The sequence below is a fragment of the Agriterribacter sp. genome, assembly GCF_035497235.1.
Classification (GTDB): Bacteria; Bacteroidota; Bacteroidia; order Chitinophagales; family Chitinophagaceae; genus Agriterribacter.
This window is the reverse complement of the sequence record NZ_DATJEB010000041.1, coordinates 17,432-43,674: the sequence shown is the minus strand read 5'-3', so window position 1 is coordinate 43,674 and position 26,243 is coordinate 17,432. Positions and strand designations below refer to the sequence as shown.

General features: G+C 43.2%; 24 protein-coding genes. 10 read left to right on the top strand and 14 right to left on the bottom strand.

The features are described from left to right. Window positions 1-84: 84 nt before the first annotated feature. The 4 genes from VL121_RS14700 to VL121_RS14685 all read right to left on the bottom strand — a co-directional run bounded on the left by VL121_RS14700 (window position 85) and on the right by VL121_RS14685 (window position 3,377). Window positions 85-558 carry an SRPBCC family protein gene (locus tag VL121_RS14700; RefSeq protein WP_325406622.1) on the bottom strand — a complete coding sequence of 158 codons (474 nt, stop codon included), beginning with the start codon at window positions 556-558 and terminating at the stop codon, window positions 85-87. A 27-nt stretch (window positions 559-585) separates the two neighbouring features. After that, complete coding sequence (gene gcvT / locus VL121_RS14695; protein WP_325406620.1) at window positions 586-1,704, bottom strand: glycine cleavage system aminomethyltransferase GcvT; 1,119 nt, start codon at window positions 1,702-1,704, stop codon at window positions 586-588. A gap of 117 nt (window positions 1,705-1,821) precedes the next feature. Then, window positions 1,822-2,358 (bottom strand): gamma carbonic anhydrase family protein, encoded by a 537-nt coding sequence (locus VL121_RS14690; protein WP_325406618.1) that lies wholly within the window; start codon window positions 2,356-2,358, stop codon window positions 1,822-1,824. A gap of 95 nt (window positions 2,359-2,453) precedes the next feature. Continuing rightward, window positions 2,454-3,377 (bottom strand): PfkB family carbohydrate kinase, encoded by a 924-nt coding sequence (locus VL121_RS14685; RefSeq protein ID WP_325406616.1) that lies wholly within the window; start codon window positions 3,375-3,377, stop codon window positions 2,454-2,456. A 123-nt stretch (window positions 3,378-3,500) separates the two neighbouring features. Here VL121_RS14685 and VL121_RS14680 point away from each other — a divergent pair, with 123 nt between their 5' ends. Beyond that, window positions 3,501-3,785 carry a hypothetical protein gene (locus VL121_RS14680; RefSeq protein WP_325406614.1) on the top strand — a complete coding sequence of 95 codons (285 nt, stop codon included), beginning with the start codon at window positions 3,501-3,503 and terminating at the stop codon, window positions 3,783-3,785. Window positions 3,786-4,023: 238 nt separating this feature from the next. Here VL121_RS14680 and VL121_RS14675 read toward each other — a convergent pair whose 3' ends face one another. The 8 genes from VL121_RS14675 to VL121_RS14640 form a co-directional block, all read right to left on the bottom strand. Next, window positions 4,024-4,632 (bottom strand): DNA-3-methyladenine glycosylase family protein, encoded by a 609-nt coding sequence (locus VL121_RS14675; protein WP_325406612.1) that lies wholly within the window; start codon window positions 4,630-4,632, stop codon window positions 4,024-4,026. Window positions 4,633-4,643: 11 nt separating this feature from the next. Then, window positions 4,644-6,146, bottom strand: coding sequence for a cysteine--tRNA ligase (cysS, locus tag VL121_RS14670; protein ID WP_325406610.1), 1,503 nt, complete (start codon window positions 6,144-6,146; stop codon window positions 4,644-4,646). Between the two features lie 90 nt (window positions 6,147-6,236). Beyond that, window positions 6,237-7,385, bottom strand: coding sequence for an endonuclease/exonuclease/phosphatase family protein (locus VL121_RS14665; protein WP_325406608.1), 1,149 nt, complete (start codon window positions 7,383-7,385; stop codon window positions 6,237-6,239). Window positions 7,386-7,394: 9 nt separating this feature from the next. Next, window positions 7,395-8,339: a rhomboid family intramembrane serine protease gene (locus VL121_RS14660; RefSeq protein ID WP_325406606.1), complete on the bottom strand. Its 945-nt coding sequence runs from the start codon at window positions 8,337-8,339 to the stop codon at window positions 7,395-7,397. An 18-nt stretch (window positions 8,340-8,357) separates the two neighbouring features. After that, on the bottom strand, window positions 8,358-9,062 hold the full coding sequence (locus VL121_RS14655) for a rhomboid family intramembrane serine protease (protein WP_325406604.1): 705 nt from the start codon (window positions 9,060-9,062) through the stop codon (window positions 8,358-8,360). Window positions 9,063-9,150: 88 nt separating this feature from the next. Further along, complete coding sequence (gene rlmD / locus VL121_RS14650; protein WP_325406602.1) at window positions 9,151-10,581, bottom strand: 23S rRNA (uracil(1939)-C(5))-methyltransferase RlmD; 1,431 nt, start codon at window positions 10,579-10,581, stop codon at window positions 9,151-9,153. Window positions 10,582-10,623: 42 nt separating this feature from the next. Continuing rightward, the gene (locus VL121_RS14645) at window positions 10,624-10,830 is read right to left on the bottom strand and encodes a helix-turn-helix transcriptional regulator (RefSeq protein WP_325406600.1); all 207 of its coding nucleotides are present in this window, start codon (window positions 10,828-10,830) and stop codon (window positions 10,624-10,626) included. Next, window positions 10,827-11,237 (bottom strand): hypothetical protein, encoded by a 411-nt coding sequence (locus VL121_RS14640; RefSeq protein WP_325406598.1) that lies wholly within the window; start codon window positions 11,235-11,237, stop codon window positions 10,827-10,829. Before VL121_RS14640 ends, VL121_RS14645 begins: the two co-directional genes overlap by 4 nt. Before the next feature lie 507 nt (window positions 11,238-11,744). Between VL121_RS14640 and VL121_RS14635 the strand changes: the two genes are divergently transcribed. The 6 genes from VL121_RS14635 (at window position 11,745) to VL121_RS14610 (ending at window position 17,976) form a co-directional block, all read left to right on the top strand. After that, window positions 11,745-13,331, top strand: coding sequence for a hypothetical protein (locus VL121_RS14635; protein WP_325406596.1), 1,587 nt, complete (start codon window positions 11,745-11,747; stop codon window positions 13,329-13,331). A 226-nt stretch (window positions 13,332-13,557) separates the two neighbouring features. Next, window positions 13,558-14,454 carry a J domain-containing protein gene (locus VL121_RS14630; protein WP_325406594.1) on the top strand — a complete coding sequence of 299 codons (897 nt, stop codon included), beginning with the start codon at window positions 13,558-13,560 and terminating at the stop codon, window positions 14,452-14,454. A 16-nt stretch (window positions 14,455-14,470) separates the two neighbouring features. Beyond that, window positions 14,471-14,782, top strand: coding sequence for a chaperone modulator CbpM (locus VL121_RS14625; protein WP_325406592.1), 312 nt, complete (start codon window positions 14,471-14,473; stop codon window positions 14,780-14,782). Window positions 14,783-14,899: 117 nt separating this feature from the next. Beyond that, window positions 14,900-16,075 carry a sialidase family protein gene (locus VL121_RS14620; RefSeq protein ID WP_325406590.1) on the top strand — a complete coding sequence of 392 codons (1,176 nt, stop codon included), beginning with the start codon at window positions 14,900-14,902 and terminating at the stop codon, window positions 16,073-16,075. A gap of 10 nt (window positions 16,076-16,085) precedes the next feature. After that, on the top strand, window positions 16,086-16,901 hold the full coding sequence (locus tag VL121_RS14615) for an HpcH/HpaI aldolase family protein (RefSeq protein ID WP_325406588.1): 816 nt from the start codon (window positions 16,086-16,088) through the stop codon (window positions 16,899-16,901). 91 nt (window positions 16,902-16,992) lie between these two features. Further along, complete coding sequence (locus VL121_RS14610; protein WP_325406586.1) at window positions 16,993-17,976, top strand: Gfo/Idh/MocA family protein; 984 nt, start codon at window positions 16,993-16,995, stop codon at window positions 17,974-17,976. A gap of 181 nt (window positions 17,977-18,157) precedes the next feature. Here VL121_RS14610 and VL121_RS14605 read toward each other — a convergent pair whose 3' ends face one another. Beyond that, window positions 18,158-20,578, bottom strand: a complete 2,421-nt coding sequence (locus tag VL121_RS14605) for a hypothetical protein (protein WP_325406584.1) — start codon at window positions 20,576-20,578, stop codon at window positions 18,158-18,160. A gap of 185 nt (window positions 20,579-20,763) precedes the next feature. Between VL121_RS14605 and VL121_RS14600 the strand changes: the two genes are divergently transcribed. Next, the gene (locus VL121_RS14600; protein WP_325406582.1) at window positions 20,764-22,191 is read left to right on the top strand and encodes a redoxin domain-containing protein; all 1,428 of its coding nucleotides are present in this window, start codon (window positions 20,764-20,766) and stop codon (window positions 22,189-22,191) included. A gap of 4 nt (window positions 22,192-22,195) precedes the next feature. Next, window positions 22,196-24,136 carry a peptidylprolyl isomerase gene (locus tag VL121_RS14595; protein WP_325406580.1) on the top strand — a complete coding sequence of 647 codons (1,941 nt, stop codon included), beginning with the start codon at window positions 22,196-22,198 and terminating at the stop codon, window positions 24,134-24,136. Between the two features lie 116 nt (window positions 24,137-24,252). Here the strand turns inward: VL121_RS14595 and VL121_RS14590 are convergent, their stop codons facing one another. Beyond that, complete coding sequence (locus tag VL121_RS14590; protein ID WP_325406578.1) at window positions 24,253-25,206, bottom strand: methylenetetrahydrofolate reductase; 954 nt, start codon at window positions 25,204-25,206, stop codon at window positions 24,253-24,255. A gap of 196 nt (window positions 25,207-25,402) precedes the next feature. Between VL121_RS14590 and lptB the strand changes: the two genes are divergently transcribed. Then, a complete protein-coding gene (gene lptB / locus VL121_RS14585) occupies window positions 25,403-26,200 on the top strand; it encodes an LPS export ABC transporter ATP-binding protein (protein ID WP_325406576.1) in 798 nt (265 codons plus the stop codon). The last annotated feature ends 43 nt before the right edge of the window (window positions 26,201-26,243 follow it).

Below are 26,243 nucleotides of genomic sequence, written 5' to 3'. Positions count from 1 at the left end.
AGGTTTGTTACCTTTCATATCGTTAATACCACGCTATAGCGAAAGCTGCAAATATCTGAAAGAAAGCGGAATTTGCGCAAAAGATCAGCCCATTACCGCACGCCATTTCTCCGATTCGGCGTATAGCTTAATCAGCGCATTGCGTTTGTTCAATAATTTTTCAAAATAATTTTTCATAAACAATTTGCCCAGCACGCCTCCCACGGCATCCCTGGGCTCTTCCATTTCAACCAAATCAATTACCAGGGTACCATTTTCAACCGGTTTAAAATGATGCTCATGGCGGAAACTCTTCATATCTCCTTTTACCTGTTCTTCAACAAATTTTTCGGGTATAGTCATTTCCATTACCCTTGCAGTAATAACCCTTGTTTTAGCGAGGTGTTTGGCAGAAAGCGTAATGGTATCGCCCGCGTTTACTAAAATTCCTCCGGCACTGGCCGATAAATTTTCGCTACGGCCTTCCAGTGCTTTTTTATATACAGTGGTATTACGGCAAAGATCAAATACCCGCTCAACCGGGGCTTTTATAAATGTGGTAAGATGAATGGAGACCATAGGATATTAAAGGTTGTTTTATAAGCATTATGATTGTTGCTGAACAAAGGGCAGTTTTGACACTTTCGCCTTCAGGAGTTTATCCCTTACTTCAATGTATATTTCGCTGTCTATACCCGCAAATTCAGTTGTTACATATCCCATTCCAATGGCTCTTCCCAAAGTAGGCGATTGGGTACCCGATGTTACCCGTCCAATTAAATTACCTTCCGCATCTTTAATGCGGTAATCATGTCGCGGAATACCCTTATCTATCATTTCAAAGCCTACTAATTTTTTATCAACGCCCGCTGCTTTTTGTTTTTGAAGATATTCGCTTGCCATAAAGGGTTTGCTAAATTTGGTGATCCAGCCCAAGCCTGCTTCCAGCGGTGTGGTAAAATCATCAATATCGTTACCATACAAACAATATCCCATTTCTAAGCGAAGCGTATCCCTTGCGCCGAGTCCTATAGGCTTTAAGCCCATTGGGGCACCTACCTCAAAAAGGGCATTCCATACCACGTCTGCATTACTATTTTTACCTTGCCCACCGGCAGGCAGGTCTTCAAAATATATTTCTACGCCACCCGCGCCGGTATACCCTGTTGCGCTGATCAGCACATTATCTATGCCTGCAAATTTGCCTTTTATGAAATTGTAATACTTCAGGTTTAAAATATCCAGTTCTGTAAGCGGTTGCAAAATTTTGGCCGCATGGGGACCCTGAATGGCTAAAAGACAGGTTTTGTCTGAAATATTATGCATTTCCACATTACCGGTATTATGATGGCTGATCCAGTCCCAGTCTTTATCAATATTAGAAGCATTAACCACCAGCATGTATACTTTATTGTATTCAATACAATATATCAGCAGGTCGTCTATAATTCCACCGTTTTCGTTAGTCAGGCAACTGTATTGTATTTTACCGTTAGCAAGTTTGGAGGCATCATTGGTGGTTAGCCGCTGAATCAGGTCCAATGCTCCTTCGCCTTTAAAAATAAACTCCCCCATATGGCTAACGTCAAAAACACCTGCATTGTTACGTACGGCTGCATGTTCATCATTAATTCCTGTATAGCTGATGGGCATATTATAACCGGCAAATTCGGCCATTTTAGCGCCTGCGGCAATATGTTTTGCTGTAAAGGGCGTTTGTTTCATGTAAATCAGTATTAAAATAATGTAGTGCTATGTTTATTGTAAACCACTGCTGCATAATGTAATTGACACCTCCCTGCAACCTGCAACTTGCAACCTCCACCTGCACCCCTTTCTACCTTACCCCTTTCCCTCTTCTCCCTCCTCTTTAAACCAACTGCTGTACATAAGATAATTATTGGCAATACGGTTAATCTCCCCGCTGATCAATGCTTCCGGCGCCTCCTTTATTTTTTTAGCGGGTACGCCTGCATAAATGGCGCCTGCTTCCACTTTCATTCCTTCCAGCACTACCGCGCCTGCCGCAATAATAGAATAACTGCCTATTTCGGCATTATCCATAACAATGGCGCCCATACCAATTAATACATTATCATGTACCGTGCAGCCATGCACAATGGCATTATGGCCAATACTGACGTTATTACCAATAATGGTTTTTGTTTTTTGATAGGTGCAATGAATAACAGCGCCGTCCTGTATGTTTACTTTATTACCAATATGAATGGAATTAACATCTCCTCTTACTACAGCATTGAACCATACACTGCAATCAGCTCCCATTGTTACATCTCCCACTATTGTGGCATTGGGAGCTAAGTAACAGTTTTCCCCAAAAACCGGCGACACCCCTTTTACAGGTAATACTACTGGCATAGCTGTATGTTTCTTTTATTTGACGGGAAGCGGGTAAAGCATAGCGCTATACCTACGCCGTAATTTAAATTTATTTGAATGGAATAGCTGCCGGGTTATACCAATGCGATATCAAAGTTCACCAGTTCAACAAATTGCTGTACTCTTTCATCAATATTTTTCCTCGTTAGCTCACGCAGCCGGGTAGTTCCAAATTTTTCCACACAAAAAGAAGCGATAGCCGAACCAATAATAATAGCAGATTTCATGCCTTCAAAAGAAAAATCTTTTGTACTGTCCAGGTAACCTACAAAGCCGCCTGCAAAAGTATCTCCCGCGCCGGTTGGATCAAATACTTCATCTATGGGCAGTGCAGGCGCAAAAAACACATGATCTCCATGGAAAAGTAAAGCCCCGTGTTCTCCTTTTTTAATAACCAGGTATTTCGGACCCATTTTCATGATCACCTTTGCAGCCCGTACCAGCGAATATTGCGCACTTAATTGCCTGGCTTCGCTGTCGTTCACCAGTAATACATCAACTTCTTTCAGTACTTTTTCCAGGTCGGGCATGGCTGTTTCCATCCAAAAATTCATGGTATCCAGTACAACCAGCTTAGGGCGTTCTTTTAATTGTTTTATCACGCTGAGCTGAACGGCAGGCGACAGGTTGCCGAGCATTAAAATATCGGCACCCTGGTAACTGGCAGGCACAACAGGCTCAAAGTCGCCCAGTACATTTAACTGTGTTTCCAGTGTATCGCGGGTATTCATATCCATGTGATACCTGCCCCTCCAGAAAAAGGATTTTTTATCTTTCTTTATCTGTACGCCTTCCATCTGCACGCCCCTGGCTTCCAGTATATCCAGCTCTTCCTGCGGGAAATCGCCACCTACAACAGAAATTTGATGAATGGGTTTGGCGAAGTTAGATGCGCTCCAGGCAATATAAGTGGCCGCGCCACCCACAATTTTATTACTTTTCCCGAAAGGGGTTTCAATTGCATCAAAAGCCATGGACCCAACAACAATCACAGACATGATTATATATTTACTTTAATGATCAATACAGTATTTTAAAACCGTGCAAAACTAAGCCAAATAAATTAAGGCCGGCCTGGTTTTTAACCGCTCTCAAATATTATTTCTTTTTACTTTTGCCGCATGGAATTTGAAAATTTTATTTCCAGTCTCAGCGCCGGCAAGCCGCCTGTAATGGTTTCCGCTTATTTGCAATCCTTATGGTATGACGCCCGGGGAGACTGGAATAAGGCGCATGATATGATACAGGATATACATAACAATACCGCATCCCATATTCATGCCTACCTGCACCGTAAAGAAGGCGATGCGGCCAACGCCCGGTATTGGTATAACCGCGCCGGAAAATCTTATCCTTCTGTTACATTGCAGGAGGAATGGGATGAATTGGTAAAAACGTTGCTATAGCAATTTGTGGTTTGTAATTTGTAGTTTATCAATTCGGATTGTTTCACACAAAGGGCGCAACGGAGCAAAGAACGCAAATGAAGGGTTATGGCAAGCAGTCAGGAGCGATCAGTTGAGTACTACTATTGACAGGCTGAATCGCCCCTTTCTTTTACCTTTTTCTTTTCACCTCTCACAGATCTGTTCTCCTTCCCCTACAACCCTTATCCATTCTCACATTTTCACATTTCTCACATTTTCAAATTTCCTCCTTTATATCTTTCCATGCCCATAAATGCATGCAGGCGAAGGTGCGGTACGGCGCCCACTTTTCAGATATGCTTAGTATTTGCCGTCTGAATTTTTTTTTATCCGTATTATCCAGCTTATATAAATGCCGCATAGCCGTTTGTATGCCCAGGTCATCGGCCGAAAAAACATCTTCCCGCCCAAGGGCAAACATCAGCAGCATTTCCGCCGTCCACCTGCCAACACCTTTTATTTGCGTTATATAAGCAATCACTTCCTCATTATCCATTTGGCTTAACATGCGGGTAGTTATTCCCTGCTCGATAGCAAATGTAGCTACGTTTAATACATAACCGGTTTTAGCAGCCGACAAGCCAATAGAGCGTAAAACATCAAACGGAGTTTGGCTTATCTGCAGGGCACCGGGCTTTTTAGTTCCATACAGGTTAAGAAAACGTTTGTAAATAATATCGGCTACTTTAACCGAAAGTTGCTGACTCATAATAGAAGCGCAGAGATAGAGATGAATATCCCTCCTTTGCTTTAACTGAAATGCCGGTTGCCATTGGAGCAGGTTTTTCAGTTTTTTATCTTTACAAAGATGTGCCACGTAGTGCATGCGCAGTTCTTTTATATAATGCTCCAGCTTATATTCCCGTCTTTTTCATCTTTCAATATAATGCCCTGCTGCTGAAGTTCATTCCGTATTTTATCGGATGTTGCAAAATCCTTTCTTGCCCTTGCTTCCTTCCTGATTTGTATCAGTAGCTGCAGCACACCGTCTAAGCGTCCGTTACCGGCGGCTTTATCATCTTTCAACCCAAAAACATCTCTTAAATAGGCAGTAAACTGCTTTTGCAGCAAATCAAATGTAGATTTGCTGATACTGTGTATTGGTATTTGCCCGCCCTTAAAAGAATTAATAACGGGAACTAATTCAAACATATTAGCCAGCACTTTCGCTGTATTAAAATCATCGCTCATGGAGGTATCAAACCCTGCAATCAGCTCACGGCAATGACTATCTGTTTTACTGTTTGATGCTACTTCCTGCAACCCCGATGCCTGCTGCTGTAACTGCTCCAGGTTTTCGTATGCTTCCCATAACCTTTTTAGTCCTTTTTCAGCGGCCTGCAAAGCCTCATTGCTGAAGTCGAGTGTGCTGCGGTAATGTGTTTGCAGCATAAAAAAGCGTACCGTCATGGGCGAATAGGCTTTTTCAAGCAGGGGATGATCGCCTGTGAACAATTGTTCGGGCAAAAAGCCATTACCCGCACTTTTGCTCATGCGTGCACCATTAACGGTGAGCATATTGGTATGTATCCAGTAATGAGCGGGGCTCACGTTATAGCAGGCCTCCGATTGTGCAATTTCATTGGTATGATGCGTTGCCGCCAGGTCCATTCCACCGCCATGAATATCAAATTGTTTCCCCAGGTATTTTTCACTCATCGCCGAACATTCTATATGCCATCCCGGGAAGCCCATGCCCCATGGGGAGGGCCATTGCATTAAATGCTCTGGTTTTGCTTTGATCCATAATGCAAAATCCAGCCGCCCTTTTTTTTCATCCTGTCCGCTGAGGTCGCGGGTACCTTCCAGCAAATCTTCCAGCTTCCTGTTGGTAAGAATGCCATAGGGTTTTTCCTTATCGTATTTCTCCACATCAAAGTAAACGGTACCATCTACCTCGTAAGCGTAGCCATTTTTGAGGATATGCTTTACCATTTCAATTTGTTCGGAAATATGGCCGGTTGCCGTGGGCTCAATGGTGGGCGGAAGGTTGTTAAACAATTCCATCACTTTGTGAAAACCCAGGGTATATTTCTGAACAATTTCCATTGGCTCCAGCTTTTCCAGCCGGGCTTTTTTTGAAAACTTGTCATCCCCTTCATCCCTGTCGCCCTCTAAGTGTCCCGCATCGGTAATATTGCGTACATACCTTACTTTATATCCAAGGTATTTTAAGTAACGGTAAATAATATCAAACGAAATAAAAGTACGGCAGTTGCCCAGGTGCACATCACTGTAAACCGTAGGACCGCATACATACATGCCTACGTGTTCCGGCGTAATGGGCGTAAACACTTCTTTTTGCCTGGTCAGTGAGTTATAAATTTTCAGTTCTGCCATATCTCTGTTTGATATTGTATATGTTTATTGCAAATATAAATGGAATAATATTCCGGTTGATAAACCCCGTGTTAAACAGGCCGCAGGCCGCTATTTGGCATTCAGTTGAATATCTGCTACCACGGGTATATGGTCTGATAATATTACCGGAACGCGGGTACATTGCTTAATTGTAAAACGGGGATCGGTAAAAATATAGTCTATCCTGATTGTAGGGATGCGGCGCATAAAATTGGACGAAAAATTATAAAAGGTTTGCCCAAAACCAAATCCCCAGGCAATAAAAGCATCTCTTTTTTTATTCTTCACAGAAAAATAAGCATAGGAGTTGGGAACATCGTTTAAATCACCACAAAAAATTTCAGGATATGCGCTTTCATCTAACTGCTGACGTATGATGTCCGTTTGTACAGCACGTTTCTCAAAAGCCACCCGCATTTTGCGGATAATGCTTTTTGAGGCGTCAATTCTTTCGTTGGGGTCGCTCCTGATCTTTGAAAAATTACTATAGTCTTCCGGCATAAACCTGTACGATTGCAAATGACCGGTAAAAACACTTATGGTATCGGTGTTGTATATAATATCAACGCTTAGCAGGCTTTCCACATTATCTCCGGCGTCCTGGGGCATATACGTTCTTGCGGAATCTATTATTGGGTATTTTGAAAAAATAGCTGTGCCACTTCGATTGTCTTTATATCTTTCAAAGTCGCCCGGGAAATAATAATACCGGTAGCCCATGTTCCTGAGACCGGTGAGATTATTAAACCAATTGCTGGTTTCTATAGCATAAAATTCCTGGATGGCAATGATATCAGGATCATAATCACGTATAACTCCAAATATGCTTTCCCGATGGGCAATCCGTGTTGCTTTGTTTTTAATATCCTCCGAAGGAAAAAATCCCTTGATATTCCAGGTCATGATCCGTAAAGTACCCGCTTCTTTTTTTTCTTTATCAAATGAACGGAAGGGATGGAAAGCGAAAACCGATGAAATATTCTTCCACCCTAACAGCAAGGCAACAATGGCAAGCCAGCTCCATTTGGACCGGGTAAAAAGCCATCCTCCTAAGAAAAGAAGCAATCCAATAAGCAGGTAAGGAAAAGCTAATCCTAAAAAACCAAAAAACCACCAGGTAGCAGGATTCAAATAAGGCGAAAGGCAGGCGGCCAGGAAAAAAACAACAACAATAAAATAAGCAATAAGAAAAAAACGCCTGATGAATTTACGGAACATGCAGCAAAATTATAAGTCTTCTTCGCTTGCCCGGTGTAAGATATCTTTTTCATCGTGCGAAAGACTATGATACCCGGTTTTATTGATTTTATCTAAAATTTCATCAACGCGTTCCTGGTTTAAATTAGGTTTCTTTTTATAGGGTGGCTTTCCGTGCGCGTCATAAAAAATACGGCGCCGGGCCGAATCCGGATTAAATGTTTTATCCGGATTAAATAAATCAAAAAACCAGTCGTATAGCCAGGTCATCCACCTTCCGGGATCATATCCTTTATTAAGACGGTTCACAAATAAAAAGCCCATTGCCGCTCCGGCCAGCGCTGAACCGTATGCGGCAGGATTACTAAAAGAAGTTCCTGCAAAACTGATTACCGCGTAAATCACCGTCAATACCCATAAAGGAATGCCCCCATTGAGCATGGGAAAAATGCGATAGCCGGGAGCGGCCACAGTAGCCGCTACGGCAATGGCCATAACAGACGCGTTGGCGCCAGACAAGGTCATTGTTGAAGCATGGGACGCGAGTGAAGGAATAAAATTACTGCACAAAATATACACTATGGCTCCTGCCAGCCCGCCGTAAATATACAGGGGTGCTAATTTTCTGCCTCCAAACAAACTCTGAATAATAAATCCAAAAGCCCATAACCAAAGCATGTTGGCAATAAGGCTCCATATATCAGTGTGCGAAAACATGAAAGTAAATAAGGTCCACGGGCGGGTAATTAAGGTGGCTGCGCCGGCAGGCAATATAAACCAGCCTGCTATGTCGGACTGAAACCGGGAAAGATCAATATCTGAAAGCTGGTAAATGGATCGGATAAAGAAAAGGATAGCGGTAACCAGTATATTAATGATAATGATCCGCACCAGCGCATCGTTATCGGCACCAAAAAAAACCTTCCTCGTTTTTGTTTGCTCAAGCACCCCCATACTTAAAAATTTTCGCTTCAAGTTAACACGGTAAAATTACTAATAAAATTTTCTCCGGCTTGTTTTATTCCAGTACAATACCAGCAAAAAGCCTACCAGGGCACCGCCCAGATGCGCCCAGTGGGCCACGTTATCTCCGGCCGAATTGCGTACGCCCATAAAGAACTCCATTGCCGCATACATTAAAACAAACCATTTGGCCTTGATAGGTATAAAAAAGTACAGGTAGATGAGGCTGTTGGGAAAAAGGTAGCCGAAAGCGGCAAGGCAGCCAAAAACAGCGCCTGAAGCCCCTACTGTTGCGATATTAACTTTAAAATTGGGAGAATATAAAAGTTCTTCCTGCTGAAGGGCAGGTAAGGAATGAAAAAGTTCCATGACGGGAATATTCTCATAGTACAACACCCCCAGGTGTAGTATACCGGCGCCCAGTCCGCAGGCAATATAAAAAATGAGAAACCTTTTAGCGCCCCAGTAATTTTCCAAAACATTCCCAAACATCCATAAGGCAAACATATTAAAGAAGATATGCCCTAAGCTCCCATGCATAAAAAGATGTGTGACCAACTGGTGAGGGCGGAAGTATACAGAATGCACATCATGCAGGGCAAAAAGATTTTCCAAGGAACCCATCCCGGTTTGCTCAAAAGTTACCTGCGCCAAAAAAACCAACCCGTTAATGATCAATAAGTTTTTTACAACTACCGGTAGTACCTGGAATCCGCCCGGACGAAATTCTGTCATAATGATTCAATTGATTTGATTATATGCGAAAATAAACTATGGCTGATAATAAACCTTATCGTATAATCTGATGCCCTGCACAATAACATTATTTTAGTTTCAACTGCACCACATTTTCTATATGGTGGGTATGCGGAAACATATCTACAGGCTGCACTTTTGTTACCTCGTATTTTTCATGCAGCAGTTGCAGGTCTCTGGCCTGCGTTGCCGAATTGCAACTTACATAAACTACCAGCGGCGCCTGCATTTCTAATATTTTCCGCACTAATTTTTCATGCATGCCTGCCCGCGGAGGATCGGTAATAATTACATCGGGTTTGCCATGCTGTTCAAAAAAAGCGTCATTGCATACAGCAATTACATCACCCGCAAAAAACCGGGTATGCGCCATATTGTTTAACAAAGCATTTTCCTTAGCATCGGTTATGGCTTCGGGTATGAGTTCCACCCCTATTACTTTTTTTGCCAGTTTGCTTACAAAAATACCAATGCTTCCGGTGCCGCAATACAGGTCGTATACGGTTTCTTTACCCGTTAGTTCAGCAAAATCGCGGGTTACCTGGTATAGTTTTTCGCCCTGCCTGCTGTTGGTTTGAAAAAATGACTTTGGACTAATTTTAAACTGAAAATCTTCCAGGCACTCCGTAATATATCCTTTGCCGTAATATATTTGGGGCGCCAGGTCGTATATACTGTCGTTCTTCTTTGAATTAATAGTATACAGTAAGGTAGTAATGGAGGGTACCTGTTCTAAAAGGTGGTTCAACAGCCTTTCCCGCTCCGCTTTTTCATCGTAAGCCAAACAAATATTTACCATTACCTCTCCCGTTGTGCATACGCGGATAATAAGGTTACGCAGCCAGCCGGTATGCCGCCGGATATCATAAAAAGGGTAGCCCTGCTGTATAGAAAAATCACGCACGGTGTTTTTGATAAGATTGGTGGGTTCTTCCATCAGGTGGCAGGTGGTAATATCAATAACCTTGTCAAAAATGCGCGGCACATGAAAACCCAGCGCCGGATCTTCTTTTCTTTCGCCGCGGAGTTGTAGTGGTATGGGATCATTTTGTATTTCATCCCATGTTTTATACCTGTGATTGCTAAAAGTAAACTCTAATTTATTGCGGTAGCGTACGGTTTTATCACAACCCAGGATAGGCAGTAAAGGAGGTAAATGGATATGCCCCAGCCTGCGCAGGTTCTGCTCCACTTCATTTTGCTTATATTCCAATTGCTTTTCATAAGGCAGCATTTGCCATTTGCATCCGCCGCAAACCCCAAAGTGATTGCAAAAAGGCTCGGTTCTGCCGGCAGACAAGGTATGAAAGCGAATGGCTTTCCCTTCTGCCCAATCTTTTTTATTTTTTCCCAGTAACACATCCACTACGTCACCCGGAACAGCGCCCTCAATAAAAATTACTTTACCGTTTACCCTGCTGAGTGATTTACCCTCCGCCGCGTAGTTCTCCACCAATAGTTGCTCCAGTACCTGGTTTTTAATTTTCTTTCTGCCCATAAACAGCAAAAATAAGCGTTGTCTGTCATGCTGCGTCTAAACCTACAGCCAATCCTTATCTTCAAGCTCGAAAATTTCGTCTGCTTTACAATTAAGTACTGCGGCAATTTTAAAGGCTAACGTGGTAGAAGGAACAAACCTGCCGGCTTCAATTGCAATGATGGTTTGCCGGGCAACTTTCACTTTTTCCGCTAATTCCGCTTGTGTCATATTTTGCCTTGCCCGCTCAACTTTTATAAGATTCTTCATTCCGCGTCATTTAACGTTGCCCTGTGCTTTAAATAATGAAAGCTTATTGTGGCGATAATGAGTGTTAGGGCCAAAAACTGATAAGCGGAAACAGAAAGGATTATATCATGCTCCCTGTTGAAACGCCAATTCAAAAAAAGGTAATTATAAAGATGCGTGACAGAAAACGCTACAATAATAGCCCGCGTTAATGCTTTAAATTTGAGTCCGTGTATCATTTCGTCATCTGTTCTTTCTTTGGAAAAAAAGATAAAAACAAGTCCCCAGCTAAGTCCGATGGCTAATTCATTTACATCGAAAATTCCCTTTTTATGATATTGCCGGAAAAAGCTGATCACTCCGGCAATAATTACCATTAACCCTAAAATTTTTGTCCAATAGGAATAAGGAAAAGAATTGTGCTTCATAAAAGTAATTTTTACTTTACCAAATGTAATGTATATATTACATTCTCATAAAATTACTTTTTACAGGGATGTATAAGAAATCCCGGAAAAGAAGAGGAAAGCAGTCTTCATTTAAAAGGGAGATTACCCGATGAACCGGACACAAAATAAAAAGTTAAGGAAAAATTAATTTTCAAAGAAAAATACTGTAGATTTGGCACCTAAATAAAAAAAGAAGGTCTTCTGTAGAAACAGATGACCTCTAACGATTGCTTGCCATATGAAAATTCTTAATAAGTCTTGTTCTGTAAATGATTGCAGTTTGCTGCTTTCATTGAGATGCCTCTAACACTTGCCTGATTCTTGCTTCACGATTGCTTGCCTTTTTCTTCTTTTCTCACTTGCTGATGTAAAAGTAACACACGAATTTTTGCCCTGCAAAACAAGTTGTTCGTAATTTTATCATGCCAAAAAGCGGTGTGCTAATATAAAACCCTTTGTGGCACAGTGTTTCAGGAAATTTTTACTATGATGTCCAACAGTTTTACAGATGCTTTATTTCAATTGGTTCGATCGCTGGAAAAGGCTGAAAAAAGGCATTTCAAGCTATATATAAAAAGAAGTTCGGGTAAAGAAGACCTGAAGATCATTCAACTGTTTGACGCCCTGGAGAAGCTGCATGAATATGATGAAAAGCAATTGCTTACCAGGCTTAAAGGCGTTACCAAACCGCAGTTGGCCAATTTAAAAACACACTTATACAAGCAGCTTTTATCGAGCCTGCGCCTGCTTAAAACCACCGAAAACACTGATCTTCAACTGAGTGAGCATCTCGACCATGCCCGTTTGCTCTATAATAAAGGTTTAAAAATACAAAGTCTCAGAATATTGGAAAAGGCCAAGGAGTTGGCTAAAACCAACCAGAAGTTCAACTTCCTGGCGCAGGTTATTTCCCTCGAAAAAAAAATAGAGACCCTGCATATTACCCGCAGTACGCTCGAAAAAACGGAACAGCTTACCAGTGAAGCGCTTGAGATCAGCGCGCATATTGACAGGGTAACCCGTTTGTCGAACCTTGCCCTGCTGCTGTACCGCTGGTATATTAAATTTGGCCATGCCCGCAATGTGGAGGATGAAAAGGACATTAAAGCGTTTTTTAAAAGCAATATCCCGCCTTCTATTAACAGCATTAACGGTTTTTATGAAAACCTTTACCTGTACCAGAGCTATTGCTGGTATGCTTTTGTACGGCAGGATTTTTTAATGTATTACCGGTACAGCGAAAAATGGATAACCCTGTTTAAAGAGCATACTACTATGATTACTGTGGAAACAGGCCACTTTATAAAAGGCATGCACAATTTGCTGAACGCTCATTTTGACCTGCGCAATTACAGGAAATTCCAGGGCACTTTGCGCCAGTTTGAAGCATTTGCCGAAACCCCGGTTGCCAGGCATCACGATAATTTCCGCATTCACACTTCCATCTACATTAACGTTGCCCGGGTTAACTGGCACCTGATGACCGGTACTTTTGAGGAAGGACTGGCATTGATCCCCGGAATAGAAGCTAACCTCAAAGAGTACGCGCTTTATGTAGACAGGCACCGCATACTGGTTTTTAATTACAAGATCGCCACCTTATACTTTGGGGCGGAACAATACGAAAAAGCAATTGACTACCTCCAAAGAATCATTAACGGCCCGCTTGACCTCCGTAATGATCTGCAATGCTATGCACGCCTGATGCACCTGATGGCGCATTATGAGCTGGGTAATGATGAAATCATTGAATCACTCATAAAATCGGTTTACCGCTTTATGGCGAAAATGAAAAATCTTACCGTGGTGGAAGAAGAGATGTTTCGCTTCCTGCGCAGTTCATTCCGGGTATCGCCACGCCAGTTAAAACCCGAACTGGAAAAATTCCTGTATAAAATCAAGCATCTCGAAAAAAACCGTTTTGAAACCAGGGCTTTTGCCTATCTCGATATTATTTCCTGGGTGGAAAGCAAAGTATATGGCAAACCGCTTGCCACCATCATACACGAAAAACATTTGCAAAGCCACCGCAGCGCGGTTAAAACACATAAAATATTGCATAAGGCTTCCTGAATCCTGTAGATCCGAAATCCGAAGCGAAATGTAACTACAAACCATAAACCACAAATCAAAAACTCCGGAGAAGGCTGTCGGCTACGAGTACTACAAAGTAAGGAGTATTGATCCTGCAGTTAGTAGCTATTCGCCTGATGGCTCTGATTCCTGGCGCCTCTTTCCCCGGAAACCTATTCTTTTAGTACATTTATCCCCGGTTTAATAACATATATACGTTCGTTTTATGGAATTCATTGACTATTATAAGATACTGGGATTGGATAAAACCGCCAGCACAGAACAAGTAAAAAAAGCATACCGGAAATTAGCACGCCAATATCACCCCGATCTGAACCCGAACGATAAGGAGGCCAATAAGAAATTTCAACAGATCAATGAAGCCAATGAAGTATTGAGCGATCCCGAAAAAAGAAAAAAATATGACCAGTACGGGCAAAACTGGCAGCACGCGGAGTCCTATGAAAAAACCAAACAATCGCAACAGGAAGCGGGACGCTATGGGGCTTTTACGGGCGGAGAGTCGTTTAGCGGCGATTTTTCATCCGGCGACTTCTCCGACTTTTTTACTTCCATGTTTGGAGGAAGTTCGCGCGGCGGCAGGAGCCAGCCAAAATTCCGGGGGCAGGATTATAACGCAGAACTGCAAATCGGCTTAAGAGAAGCGTATACCACGCACCAACGCGTTTTTACGATCAACGAAAAAAATATCCGCATTACCATACCTGCCGGCATTGCCAACGCGCAAACCATTAAGCTGAAAGGGCATGGAGGACCCGGCGTAAACGGGGGGCCGGCCGGCGACCTGTACATAACATTCTCCATAGCGGAAGACCCTGTTTTTAAACGGCTTGGAGATGACCTGTATACCACTGTGGAGCTCGATTTGTACACCGCCGTGCTGGGTGGCGAAAAAACAATAGATATCCTTGATGGCAAAGTAAAATTAAAAGTGAATCCTGAGACACAAAACAACACTAAAATAAGACTAAAAGGAAAAGGCTTCCCGGTATATAAAAAAGAAGGAACATACGGCGATCTGATAATAACATGGCTTATTAACATACCGGTTAACCTTACCGAAAAGCAAAAAGCCCTATTCAGGGAATTATCTCAATCTTAATTTTAAATCATCAACGATGCCAAATACGGAAGAACTGATTACTCCTGAAGCATGTTGCGCACATTACCATATAGAGCTAACATTTATACAATCGCTGAATGAGTATGGACTCATTGAACTCCTCTCTGTTGAAGAAAAACAATTTATTCACAACACGCAGTTGCACGAGCTGGAAAAATTTATACGACTGCATTATGAACTGGGCATAAATATGGAAGGTATTGATGCGATTGCACATCTGTTGCTTAAAGTGAAAAATATGCAGAAAGAAATAACAGATCTTAAAAATAAATCGCAAACAGGAAACGCTGTGGATTACGATTCGTGATGAGCGGCAGGGCATTTTGCTAATCTGTATTAATGCTTCCCGAGAAGTAAAAGCAGGCGATGTATCCGCATCCGATCCGGCTTTTCGCAATCAACACAGTACTATTAATCATCTTCAATGAAAAAGCCCGCATTCATTATCATTTTTTCTTTTCTCGCCCATTTTGTTTTTTCGCAGTCGCCGGTAGTCGAATCCCAGCTCATCTTTCCTGCTCAGGATAAACATGTTCATGGCAGCACTCTGGTGGCATTACCCAATGGTGACTACTTAGCTGCATGGTTTTATGGAAGTGGCGAAAGAAGCGCCGATGATGTAAAGATCATCGGAGCAAGGTTGAAAAAGGGCCAGCAAAAATGGAGCGAGCCTTTTTTACTGGCCGATACGCCGGGGCTTCCGGATTGTAATCCCGTATTGTTCCTGAACAAAAAAGGTAAATTGTTTTTAGTATGGATTGCCGTGCAGGCCAATCGCTGGGAGTATTCCATATTGCGGTATAAAACATCTTCTGATTATCTTAAGCCCGGAGCACCGGTATGGAGCTGGCAGGATAATATTTTGCTTAAGCCCGGTGATGATTTTGCCAAGGAAACGGAAGCAAAATTCAAACAAATGCCTCCCTTGGGGCATGGCTGGTCAGAGTATGCACCCAAATACGATAATATGATTATTGAAGCAAGTAAGGATGCTCGCAAACGCAGCATAGGGTGGATGACACGTATAAAACCATTGATCACCGATAAGGGAAGAATATTACTCCCGTTATACTCGGACGGATTTAATATGTCGCTGGTAGCTATTTCTGACGATGATGGTGAAACCTGGCGGCCCAGCCTGCCCATCGTAGGCAGAGGGCCTATACAACCTGCGCTCGCACAAAAAAAAGATGGTACTGTTGTAGCGTTTATGCGTGATAGTGGTGATTCACCCACCAGGGTGCATACCAGCCAGTCGGCGGATGAAGGTGAAAGATGGACAACTTCTGTAAAAACAACTATACCCAATTCTGCCAGTGTAGAAATTTGTGTATTAAAAGACGGCAAATGGGTCTTTTTGGGCAATGATATTGATGATGGAAGATATATACTGAGCCTTTATATATCGGACGATGAAGGAAAAACCTGGAAATGGAAAACAAGGATCGAGGACCATCCAAAAGAAAATGGCAGGTATTCTTATCCGTCACTTATTCAGGCACAGGACGGATTATTGCATATGACCTATTCATGGCATAACGGAGAAAAAGCAAAATCTATTAAGTATGCAGTAGCAGACCCAAAAAAAATAACAAAATAAGATATAGCATATGGATCTGTTGCAAAAATTAAAAAACGGACAAAACATATACGGCACCTGTTTTACTTCAACAGCGCCGGGCTGGCCGCTGGTTTTTAAAAAGGCCGCACTCGATTTTGCATTTATAGATACAGAGCACACCGCGATAAACCGCGCCGACATGGCAAAGATGTGCCAGATTATGCAGGTATACGGCATAACACCCATTGTACGTATTCCATCTCCCGATCCCTACCTGGCATGCCAGTGCATTGATGGCGGCGCTAAAGGCGTTATTGCTCCTTACTTAGAATCGGTGGAACAAATCAGGGAATTAGCGGGCGCTACAAAATTCCGTCCGTTGAAGGGAGAAATATTACAAAAGGTATTAAAAGGAGAGCAGGCATTATCTGCTGAAATGAAAACTTATTTAAACAATTACAACAAGGGTAATATATGCATCGCTAATATTGAAAGCGTTCCGGCAATGAATAAGCTGGATGATTTATTAAGTGTACCCGGATTAGATGCTGTATTTATCGGGCCGCATGATCTGTCTATCAGCCTCGGCATACCCGAGCAATACGATCACCCTGTATTTGAAAAAGCAGTTAAACACATCATTCATACCACCAGAAATAAAGGACTGTCTATCGCTATCCATTTTTCTCTTGAGCCCGAACGCCAGGCAAAATGGGTAAAGGAAGGTGCAAACATTGTAGTGCACAGTACAGACATTGCTTTGTTCAGTCAAAAGCTCAATGCCGATATAAGCGCTATAAAAAAAGCGGTTGGTGATATGACAGCCGGTGAGGCTGCAATACCGGAAGATATGCCGGTGGTGTAAAAGGAAGGGGCAGGTTATATAGGGTGCAGGTTACAGGGGGCAAACCGGTACGGTGCTTTTCCTTTTTATTTTATATCTCTAACACATATATATGCAGGAAATACAATGGGGCATGATAGGTTGCGGTAATGTAACCGAAAAAAAGAGCGGCGCGCCGGCTATTAATAAAGTACCACACTCAAAATTAGTTGCGGTAATGGCCCGGAAAATAGAAAAGGCCGCAGATTACGCTCAAAGGCATAGCGTACCCAAATGGTACGATAATGTGGACGACCTGATCAACGACCCCGATGTAAATGCCATATATATTGCCACTCCACCCGATGTGCATCCTGAATACGCTACAAAAGCCATGCAGGCGGGTAAGCCGGTATATGTTGAAAAACCTATGGCGCGGAATTTTGCCGAATGCGAAGCGATGAACAGGGTGAGCCGCGAAACAGGGGTACCCCTTTTTGTTGCTTACTACCGGCGTACCCTACCCTATTTTGTGAAATTGAAAGCACTGATTGACGCGAAAGCGATAGGAGATATCCGTTGCATTATTATAGCATTGCACTGGCAGCCCTATAGTGAAGAAGTAGGAGAAAATGCACAACCCCGCTGGCGTGTGTACCCGGAAATCTCCGGCGGCGGCCATTTCCACGATCTTGCCTCGCACCAGTTCGATTTCCTGGAATATGCGTTTGGACCTGTGAAATATGCAAAGGGCATAGCACGTAACCAGGCCGGCTTGTATCCGGCCGATGATATGGTAGTAGCCAGTTTTGAATTTGAATCGGGCATATTGGGAACAGGAAGCTGGTGTTATACAGTTAACAAAGCGCAACGGATTGATCAGTCGCAGCTCATTGGCTCCAAAGGGAAGATCAGTTTTTCGTTTTTTGAAAGCAGTAAAATACTGGTAGAAACGCCGGAAGGAACAGTGGAATACGATGTTCCCTATCCGGCCCATGTGCAGCAACCCCTGCTGGAAACCATCGTGCAGCAACTGAGAGGCGGGGGCAAATGCCCAAGCACCGGCGAAACGGGCGCAAGAGCCAATTTGATTATGGATTGGATTACTGCTAAATGATAAAGTAATTCACTATGTGGCTATATTTAAACACATAGCCACACAGGCGCACATAGGTTTAATCTTCTATTACTCTTTAGTATGTGATTTTTCTCTCTATTGTGTGCCTATGTTTCTATTGAGCCTATGTGTTTTGCTATTTTTCAACGCAGAATTATTGTCGCCCTTTGCGAAGCCCGGGCTATTTTCTCATCAGCCACACCTCCGTTACCTGCGATCCCCGCTGGCCCTCGCCACATGTCCAGGTAAAAGTTACCTGTCCGCCGGCCGTAGCTTCTTTTGGAATATCAAACTCATATACAGGCTTCTCACCGGTTTGCATAAAATCATGAATAACGATATTGCCGTTAGCTACCAGCTTTTGTTTTGACCGGAACCTGCCGGTATAGGTTATGCGCATTTTGTAGGTGGCCGTTGTATCTAAGTTATCATACCTGATCTTCAGCGGCGTATCGTACAAAGTATTGATCTGGCTCATCCAGGCATTTGGCGTGGTTTGTCCCGAAAAGCCCTGCGACCGCACTTCATGTACCCATTCCTCTCCTATAACTCCTACGCCAAAACTTATTCTTGGCGATTGCAGGCTGCCGGGGTCTTGCTCCCATGTTTTATCCGCCACTACCCTATACTTGCTTTGCACGGATCCGAAATGGTCATAAAACCCTCCGGGACCGGGGTCGGTCCGGTGAAGCATTTCCTTTATTTTATTCAGCCGCTCCGTGTCATCTGCTATCTTCTCCAATACAGCAAGCTGATCCAGCAGCCAGGGCGCATTGTTGAGGGGTATATCTATATTGTCTATAAAGTTCCCCCTGCCGGGCATGGCGCCGTGCTTTTCAATGGTAAGTTGCGCCCCAATACTGCTGAACAACGAATCGGCAAGCACCAGGCATTTTTCTTTTAATGCTTGTCCTACCGGCTCTTCCACGGCCTTTTCCAATATCATCCTTGCCTGGAGAATAGCAACCGATGAAGTTTCGCCGGTTGCATTTTGCAGGATATCTTTTGCCTGCGCCTCCAATGCTTTTTCATGCATTAACCGGCGCTGTATATAAGCATCATAATATGCTCTTAACAGGCACATCTGGAAACGAAAATTTTTTATGAGTTCAGGTGAAGCTGCACTTTCTATTTGCTGCCATTGCCGCAGGGTTTGTTCAACCTTTTCATTGGTAAGCAGGGCGCCGCTGAAGTTTGCCTCAAGGTTCATGATACCCTGTGCCGCTGCTTCCGTAATATCAGCATCCATAAACAAACGGCTGTAATCGCGCAAAGTTTCCATTACCGGCGTTTGCGGATCCCAGTCCTGGTCGCTCCATATAAATTTATTCACATCATCGTTGGTGCCTTCCGAATAACTGATACTGCCTGAAGCATAGGATGCAAGGAGGTTATGAATATGTTTTTCGTCTTCCGGCCGGGGATTCACGCATTCTCTCCCTAACGTCATTGCATAGGCTACATCCCAGTCAGGTACTGGGTACTGGCAGCTCAGGCTATGGGTGATATCGGGATATCGCCGTATAGGAATGTTTTCATTAACCCGTTTCCTGATCTCGGGAAGCGGTATTTTAACCCAGGGGCCGAAAACAACTCCTCCCAGCCAGGGATAGCCGCTGTTTATATGTTTGAAAAAATCATTGAACCATTTTTGATTGGGACGAAACACCTGTGGTGAAACCCATATTTTAGCATTGGGATGAAACTGGCGTAATGCCACAGCTACCTTACCGAGCCAGTCAAAAAGCACATCCGGTTCCAGGTCGCCCGGATCGCCGCCGGGAACAAAAAGATGATCTAATTTTGGTAAAGCAGCAAACACTTCTATCCGTTCCTGCATTTCCTTTTTAAGAGAATCCCTGTTGGTATAATCGGGCCCCATATTCGGGTACCACATCCACACATCTAAATTATACGATTTGGCAATCTTTGATTGCTCTACCATCATTTTTGCCGATGGAAGCTGCATATGCACACTGCTGTCATCATCATCTGTACGGGGCGGCATAATTTCAATACTGTTGGCGCCAAACAGGGCCAGTTCGCGTATATACTGATCGAACTGCTTTACAGAAAAAGCATCATATGAATTGGTTTTGGGCCGGTAACCCAACTGGTGGCCGCGGATGGGATACCTGGGAGCGGTTGACAGCACAAGGTTTTCCGGCATCAGCAATGCTCCCGGACGCATATCAGCTTTCCTCAATAACCGTCCCACACCATACAACACACTTCGGGCGTCCTTAGCCGTTATTACTACCGCGTTTTGCTCCTTCATTACTACCAGCCGGAAGCCTTCATCTCCGGGTTCAGCCACTGCGCTTAATACGCTACGTACAGGTTTCGGCAGTTTAGACCCACGGTCACCGGTAAGCACGTAAATAACCGGCTGTCCTTCATCGGGCTGTTTTGCCACAACAGGAAGTAATAACTGCGTTCTTTTTGCAATTTCTTCCCGCAATACCTGCACGGGTTTGTCAAGCGGCATTTTTTTATCATTGCTCACCCATATAACGGCTTTGGAAAAATCAATATGCTGCGTATAAGCGGGTATTGCTGCCAGCATAAAAATAAAACAGGCAATCGGACTCAAGTATTTCATAACAGCGTTCGGGGTTTAAGGAGATAAGAATTAATTACAAGTATATTTAAAATATGGTTACCACTTCCGGAAAGCAAACAAATATTTCCTGTTTTCATTGCTCAACAAAAAGCTAAATAGTACGTTAATTACCCGGCACCAACACTCTTTTTAAATAGATTTGCAGGCCTTACAGCAATAAAAGCATGAAGACCCCCATTTTATTTTTTATATTTCTTTTGGCCGGAATACCAGGCTTTACCCAAAATGGCTACCAGATAAAGGTAACGCTCAAACCGTTTACTAATGGTTATCTCTACCTCGGGCATCACTTCGGCAATAAGCAATATATTATTGACTCTGCTGCCATCAACGATAAAAATGAAGTTACCTTTTCAGGAAAGGAGAAATTATTTGGTGGTGTATACATGGTTATCTTTCCCCAAAAAAATGGCTGGTTTGAAATACTGGTAGATAAACAACAACATTTTGCAGTTACGGCTGATACCAGCGACATCATTGGTAAAACGCAGTTCATCCATTCGCCGGACAACCAGTTGTTCCAGGTTTACCAGAAAACGGCACAGGAAAAAGGTAAAGCCGCCGCTTTATTGCAGAAGCGGCTAAAGGAAAACCCTGGCGATCCGGATTCGGCTAAAATAAAATCGGCGGTTACTGCCCTGAATACGGATATGCAGCAATACCGCGAACAGTTTATAAAAGCCCATCCCGCACATTTACTCAGCGCTATTTTCCATATCCTGCAGGAACCCAAAGTACCGGAAGCATCCGCGCATCCGGGTGGCAAATACGATTCAGCCTTTGCCTATCAATACTACAAACAGCATTACTGGGACGGTGTATCGTTTACGGATGAACGTTTGGTGCGCACACCGGTTTTTGAACCTAAGCTGCAAAGGTATTTCAGTAATGTACTGCAGCAGCAGCCCGATACACTGAGCAAAGCGGCCAACAAAATCTTAGACGCTTCGATGAGCAATAAGGAGATGTTCAAATTTATCCTTTCCGCCCTTACTGAAAAATATATCAATCCCGTGTACATGGGTCAGGACGCGGTTTTCGTTAATCTTTTCGAAAGATATTATGCCCCGGGAAAAGCGGATTACTGGCTTAACGACAAGTACAGGAAAGCGGTGTTTGACCGCGCGTATAGTGTAATGGCCAACCTTATTGGTGAAAAAGCCGCTGACATGAATATGGTGGACACATCAGGTAAGCCTGCTCCGCTATACGGCGTTAAAGCGCCCTATATTGTTATTTGCTTCTGGGATCCTACCTGCGGTCATTGCCAAACGGAAGTACCTCAATTAGATTCGCTCTTTCAGAACAAATGGAAGCGGCAGGGCGTTCAGTTGTATGGGGTAATGACAGACGGGGGGAAGGAAGCCTGGCTGAAATTTATACGGGAACACCGGCTCAAAGGCTGGACACATGTATACCAGTTACCCGCCGTAAAAGACGCGGAATATGCGGCAAATAAACCAGGGTATAAACAATTGTACGATGTGTACCAAACGCCTGTACTATACCTGTTAGATAAGGATAAAAACATCCTTGCCAAAAAATTAAATCATGATCAGTTGGATGAGCTGCTGCAAATAAAACTGAAGTAACGTGATGAAAAAAATACTTCTTCTAATGGCGCTGTTTTCACCGGGAACCTACCTTTCCGCGCAAACACTTTTTACCTATGGCAAACATAAAGTGGATAAAGAAGAATTTTTAAGGGCCTTTAATAAAAACAATACAAGCAATAAAAGCGAACAGGCTGTGCGGGATTATCTTGATCTTTTCATTGCCTTTAAATTAAAGGTACAGGCGGCTAAAGATCGCAAAATGGACACATTACCCGGACAGAAAAATGATCTTCTTCATTTTCGCCGGCAAATTGAAGCAGATTATATGACGGATAACGATAGGATGCACACCCTGGTAGCGGAAGCTTTTAAACGCAGCCAGGAAGACATCCGGATATCACATATATTTATCCCCTTTGATACAGGCTATATTCAAAACGCTTCCCTGCATGCCGCAACAGATACTTTAGCAGCTTTTGAAAATATCAATAAGGCCTACACCGAATTGCGGAATGGCAGCAGCTTTTCTGCGGTTGCAGAAAAGTATTCATTAGACCCTTCGGTAAAAAACAATAAGGGCGATATTGGTTTTATTACCGTGTTTTCACTGCCTTATGAACTGGAGTCTATTGCTTATACCCTGCAAAATGGTGCATTTTCCACGCCTTATAAAAGCAGTGCTGGATATCATATCATCAAAAGAACAGCCGCAAAACCCGCATCAGGCAACATGCGGGCCGCACAAATACTATTGGCTTACACACCTGGCGCTTCGGCCGGAGAAAAGCAAACGCAAAAAAAATTAGCGGATTCATTATACCGGGTGTTGCAGAAAGGGAGTGATTTCTTTACCCTGGCAAAACAATTCAGCTCGGAAAGAAACGCGTATACTACCGGCGGCCTGATGCCGGACTTTGGCACAGGCAGGTATGATCCCGTTTTTGAAAATGCAGTGTTTGCCTTACAAAAAGACGGGGATGTTTCGATTCCTTTTGAAACCGCATTTGGCATTCATATTGTTAAGCGCATCAAACATTTCCCGGTAAGTACAGACAGTATGCAGGCGGAAGCATTGTTTAAGGAAGCAGTTACGCAGGATGCCCGTACAGCTATTGCCCGCGGGCAATTTGCCGGCCGTATAGTAAATGAAACCGGTTACAAAAAGCAATTTCACCAGGACGAACTTTTGTGGCGTTTAACCGACAGCTTCCTGGTACAGAATAGCTTTACTCCTCAAGAAAACATAACAGGCCAAACCGTTTTGTTTTCGTTTAATAAACAAAGCAGCACGATAAAGGACTGGCTGAACTTTATTCAATCGGTAAAAAGCGGTTATACCAATCCGTTACCTTATGCAGCTTTAATGAACCAGTTTGTTGCCGCATCGGCAAAATCGTATTACCAGGCTCATCTTGAAGATTACAATATAAATTTCCGCAACCAGCTAACTGAGTTTTCAGAAGGCAACCTGCTATTTGAAATAATGGAAGAACAGGTTTGGGATAAAGCCGCAAAAGATAAAAAAGAATTAGCGGCGTATTACAATCAGCATAAAGCAAATTACACCTGGGGACCCAGTGCAAATGCTATTTTTTTTACAACAACCGACCCTGCAACAGCCGAAGCGGTAAGCAGCGATATCAATAACTACGCCGGGAAATGGAGAACCCTGGGAGAAAGCAGCCAGGGAAAAATCATTGCCGATTCGGCCAGGTTTGAACTGGAACAAATTCCGGGGGCAAAGAAAAATATACAACCAGGTGAAATTACAGAACGCGTAACGGATACGGCAAGTGGCTCAACTAATTTCATGTATGTATTAAATGTATATCATCAGCCCGCACAAAGGAGCTTTGATGAAGCCAGGGGACTGGTGATTAACGATTACCAGGCGGTGCTTGAAGCCAAATGGATTAAATTGTTAAAAAAGAAGTACCCTGTAAAAATTAATGAAAAGCTGCTGCACACCTTAGCAGAATGAAGAGAGGTGAAAAGTGAAAAGTGAGAGGTGAAAAGGAGAAAGAGGAGTACTCAGCCTATCGTTAACAGTTCCTCACCTGATACCTGACACCCGATACCTGATTGCCTCAAATCCATCTACAAAATCGCTCTTACCACGTTTTCAATGATCTTTGGTCTGCCCAGTGTATAATAATGCAATACAGGGGCCCCGGCTTTTTTGAGTTCAATGGATTGTTGTTTCAGCCACTCCGTTCCTACCAGCTCCACATCAGCATCTGTTTTGCATTTCAGTATTTCCGTACTCAGCTCGGTGGGTATATCCACATGAAAAGTACGGGGCAATACACTCAGTTGTTTGATAGAAGAAATAGGCTTTAACCCGGGAATGATGGGAATATCAATGCCGTTTTGACGACAATTTTTAACGAAATCAAAATATTTCTGGTTATCAAAAAACATTTGCGTTACAATATATTCCGCGCCTGCATCTACTTTAGCTTTAAGGTAAAGCATGTCGGTAGAAGTATTGGGCGATTCAAAATGCTTTTCGGGGTAACCCGCTACGCCAATGCAAAAATTGGTTCGGAAACCATTGCGGATACTTTCTTCCAAGTAAATGCCATTGTTAAGATTTACGGTTTGTTTCAGCAGATCAATAGCATACTGATGCCCTTCAGGCTCCGGCTCAAAAAAAGTTTCATTCTTTGCCGCATCCCCGCGTAATACCAGCACATTATCAATGCCCAGAAAATAAAGATCAATCAGCGCGTCTTCCGTTTCACGAACGGTAAAGCCTCCGCAAATAAGGTGTGGAACCGCATCCACCTTATAGTGGTTCATAATAGCGGCGCAAATGCCTACCGTTCCCGGCCGCTTCCTGATCTCCACCTTTTCAAAGCTGCTGTCGGCTTTTTTCTTAAAGATATGCTCTGCCCGGTGGTAGGTTACATTAATAAAAGAAGGCTTGAATTCCATTAACGGATCTAAATGATCATAAATAGAGTTAATGGTTTTGCCCTTTAAGGGGGGTAATATTTCAAAAGATACCAATGTTCCTTTAGCCTGGCGCAGGTGTTCTGTAACTTTCATTGTTCTAACTGTGCATGATCAAAATAATTTGCAAACATAGTTTAAAGGAGGCATTCAGAAAACAGCCAGGCAAAATTGGCAAACCATGTATATGCTGCATGGGTAAAAGCCTCCCTTCCAAATACCTGTTAAAGAATGCCCCGGAATAGACAGCAATTAACCGCTATCCTGTATTTTTGCCGCAAATGTCTGCAATTTGAGCATAACCATACATACCAGCAATTTAGTAAAACAATATGGCAGCCGCACGGTGGTAAACCAGGTGTCGGTAGAGGTAAAGCAAGGTGAAATAGTAGGCTTGCTGGGTCCCAACGGCGCCGGAAAAACCACTACTTTTTATATGGTGGTGGGCCTCATAAAGCCGGATGAGGGAGAGGTGTTCCTGGAAGACAGGAATATTACCAAACTGCCGATGTATAAAAGAGCGCAGATGGGTATTGGTTACCTGCCACAGGAAGCATCGGTGTTTCGCAAGCTAAGCGTGGAAGATAATATTGCCGCTGTACTGGAAATAACAAACCTGAGCAAAGCCGAACAAAAGAAGAAACTGGATGACCTGTTAGATGAGTTTCACCTGCATCATGTACGTAAAAACAACGGGGACTCCCTCAGTGGCGGAGAAAGACGCAGAACGGAAATTGCCCGCGCCCTTGCTGTTGATCCCAAGTTTATTTTATTAGATGAGCCTTTTGCCGGTGTTGACCCTATAGCTGTGGAAGATATACAGGCAGTAGTTGCCCGGCTGAAATACAAGAACATCGGTATTTTGATCACCGACCACAATGTAAATGAAACCCTCTCTATTTGCGACCGGGCCTATTTGCTTATTGACGGAAAGATATTTAAACACGGCACCGCCGAAGAACTGGCCGAAGACGACCAGGTGCGGCGCCTTTACTTAGGAAGAAATTTTGAATTGAAACGTAAAGATTATTTGCACGAGGAGGCCATAAAAGCGATGGGAGAGTTTCCTGCGGTAGAGCCTGGTGAGTGAGCAAAACAGCTTTTATTGTGTTCTTACATTTATATTTGATCTG

Coding starts and splice junctions, on each gene's coding strand:
- VL121_RS14700 (WP_325406622.1), bottom strand. CDS start 558: ATGGTCTCCATTCATCTTACCACATTTATAAAAGCCCCGGTTGAGCGG.
- gcvT (WP_325406620.1), bottom strand. CDS start 1,704: ATGAAACAAACGCCCTTTACAGCAAAACATATTGCCGCAGGCGCTAAA.
- VL121_RS14690 (WP_325406618.1), bottom strand. CDS start 2,358: ATGCCAGTAGTATTACCTGTAAAAGGGGTGTCGCCGGTTTTTGGGGAA.
- VL121_RS14685 (WP_325406616.1), bottom strand. CDS start 3,377: ATGTCTGTGATTGTTGTTGGGTCCATGGCTTTTGATGCAATTGAAACC.
- VL121_RS14680 (WP_325406614.1), top strand. CDS start 3,501: ATGGAATTTGAAAATTTTATTTCCAGTCTCAGCGCCGGCAAGCCGCCT.
- VL121_RS14675 (WP_325406612.1), bottom strand. CDS start 4,632: ATGCACTACGTGGCACATCTTTGTAAAGATAAAAAACTGAAAAACCTG.
- cysS (WP_325406610.1), bottom strand. CDS start 6,146: ATGGCAGAACTGAAAATTTATAACTCACTGACCAGGCAAAAAGAAGTG.
- VL121_RS14665 (WP_325406608.1), bottom strand. CDS start 7,385: ATGTTCCGTAAATTCATCAGGCGTTTTTTTCTTATTGCTTATTTTATT.
- VL121_RS14655 (WP_325406604.1), bottom strand. CDS start 9,062: ATGACAGAATTTCGTCCGGGCGGATTCCAGGTACTACCGGTAGTTGTA.
- rlmD (WP_325406602.1), bottom strand. CDS start 10,581: ATGGGCAGAAAGAAAATTAAAAACCAGGTACTGGAGCAACTATTGGTG.
- VL121_RS14645 (WP_325406600.1), bottom strand. CDS start 10,830: ATGAAGAATCTTATAAAAGTTGAGCGGGCAAGGCAAAATATGACACAA.
- VL121_RS14640 (WP_325406598.1), bottom strand. CDS start 11,237: ATGAAGCACAATTCTTTTCCTTATTCCTATTGGACAAAAATTTTAGGG.
- VL121_RS14635 (WP_325406596.1), top strand. CDS start 11,745: ATGATGTCCAACAGTTTTACAGATGCTTTATTTCAATTGGTTCGATCG.
- VL121_RS14630 (WP_325406594.1), top strand. CDS start 13,558: ATGGAATTCATTGACTATTATAAGATACTGGGATTGGATAAAACCGCC.
- VL121_RS14625 (WP_325406592.1), top strand. CDS start 14,471: ATGCCAAATACGGAAGAACTGATTACTCCTGAAGCATGTTGCGCACAT.
- VL121_RS14620 (WP_325406590.1), top strand. CDS start 14,900: ATGAAAAAGCCCGCATTCATTATCATTTTTTCTTTTCTCGCCCATTTT.
- VL121_RS14615 (WP_325406588.1), top strand. CDS start 16,086: ATGGATCTGTTGCAAAAATTAAAAAACGGACAAAACATATACGGCACC.
- VL121_RS14610 (WP_325406586.1), top strand. CDS start 16,993: ATGCAGGAAATACAATGGGGCATGATAGGTTGCGGTAATGTAACCGAA.
- VL121_RS14605 (WP_325406584.1), bottom strand. CDS start 20,578: ATGAAATACTTGAGTCCGATTGCCTGTTTTATTTTTATGCTGGCAGCA.
- VL121_RS14600 (WP_325406582.1), top strand. CDS start 20,764: ATGAAGACCCCCATTTTATTTTTTATATTTCTTTTGGCCGGAATACCA.
- VL121_RS14595 (WP_325406580.1), top strand. CDS start 22,196: ATGAAAAAAATACTTCTTCTAATGGCGCTGTTTTCACCGGGAACCTAC.
- VL121_RS14590 (WP_325406578.1), bottom strand. CDS start 25,206: ATGAAAGTTACAGAACACCTGCGCCAGGCTAAAGGAACATTGGTATCT.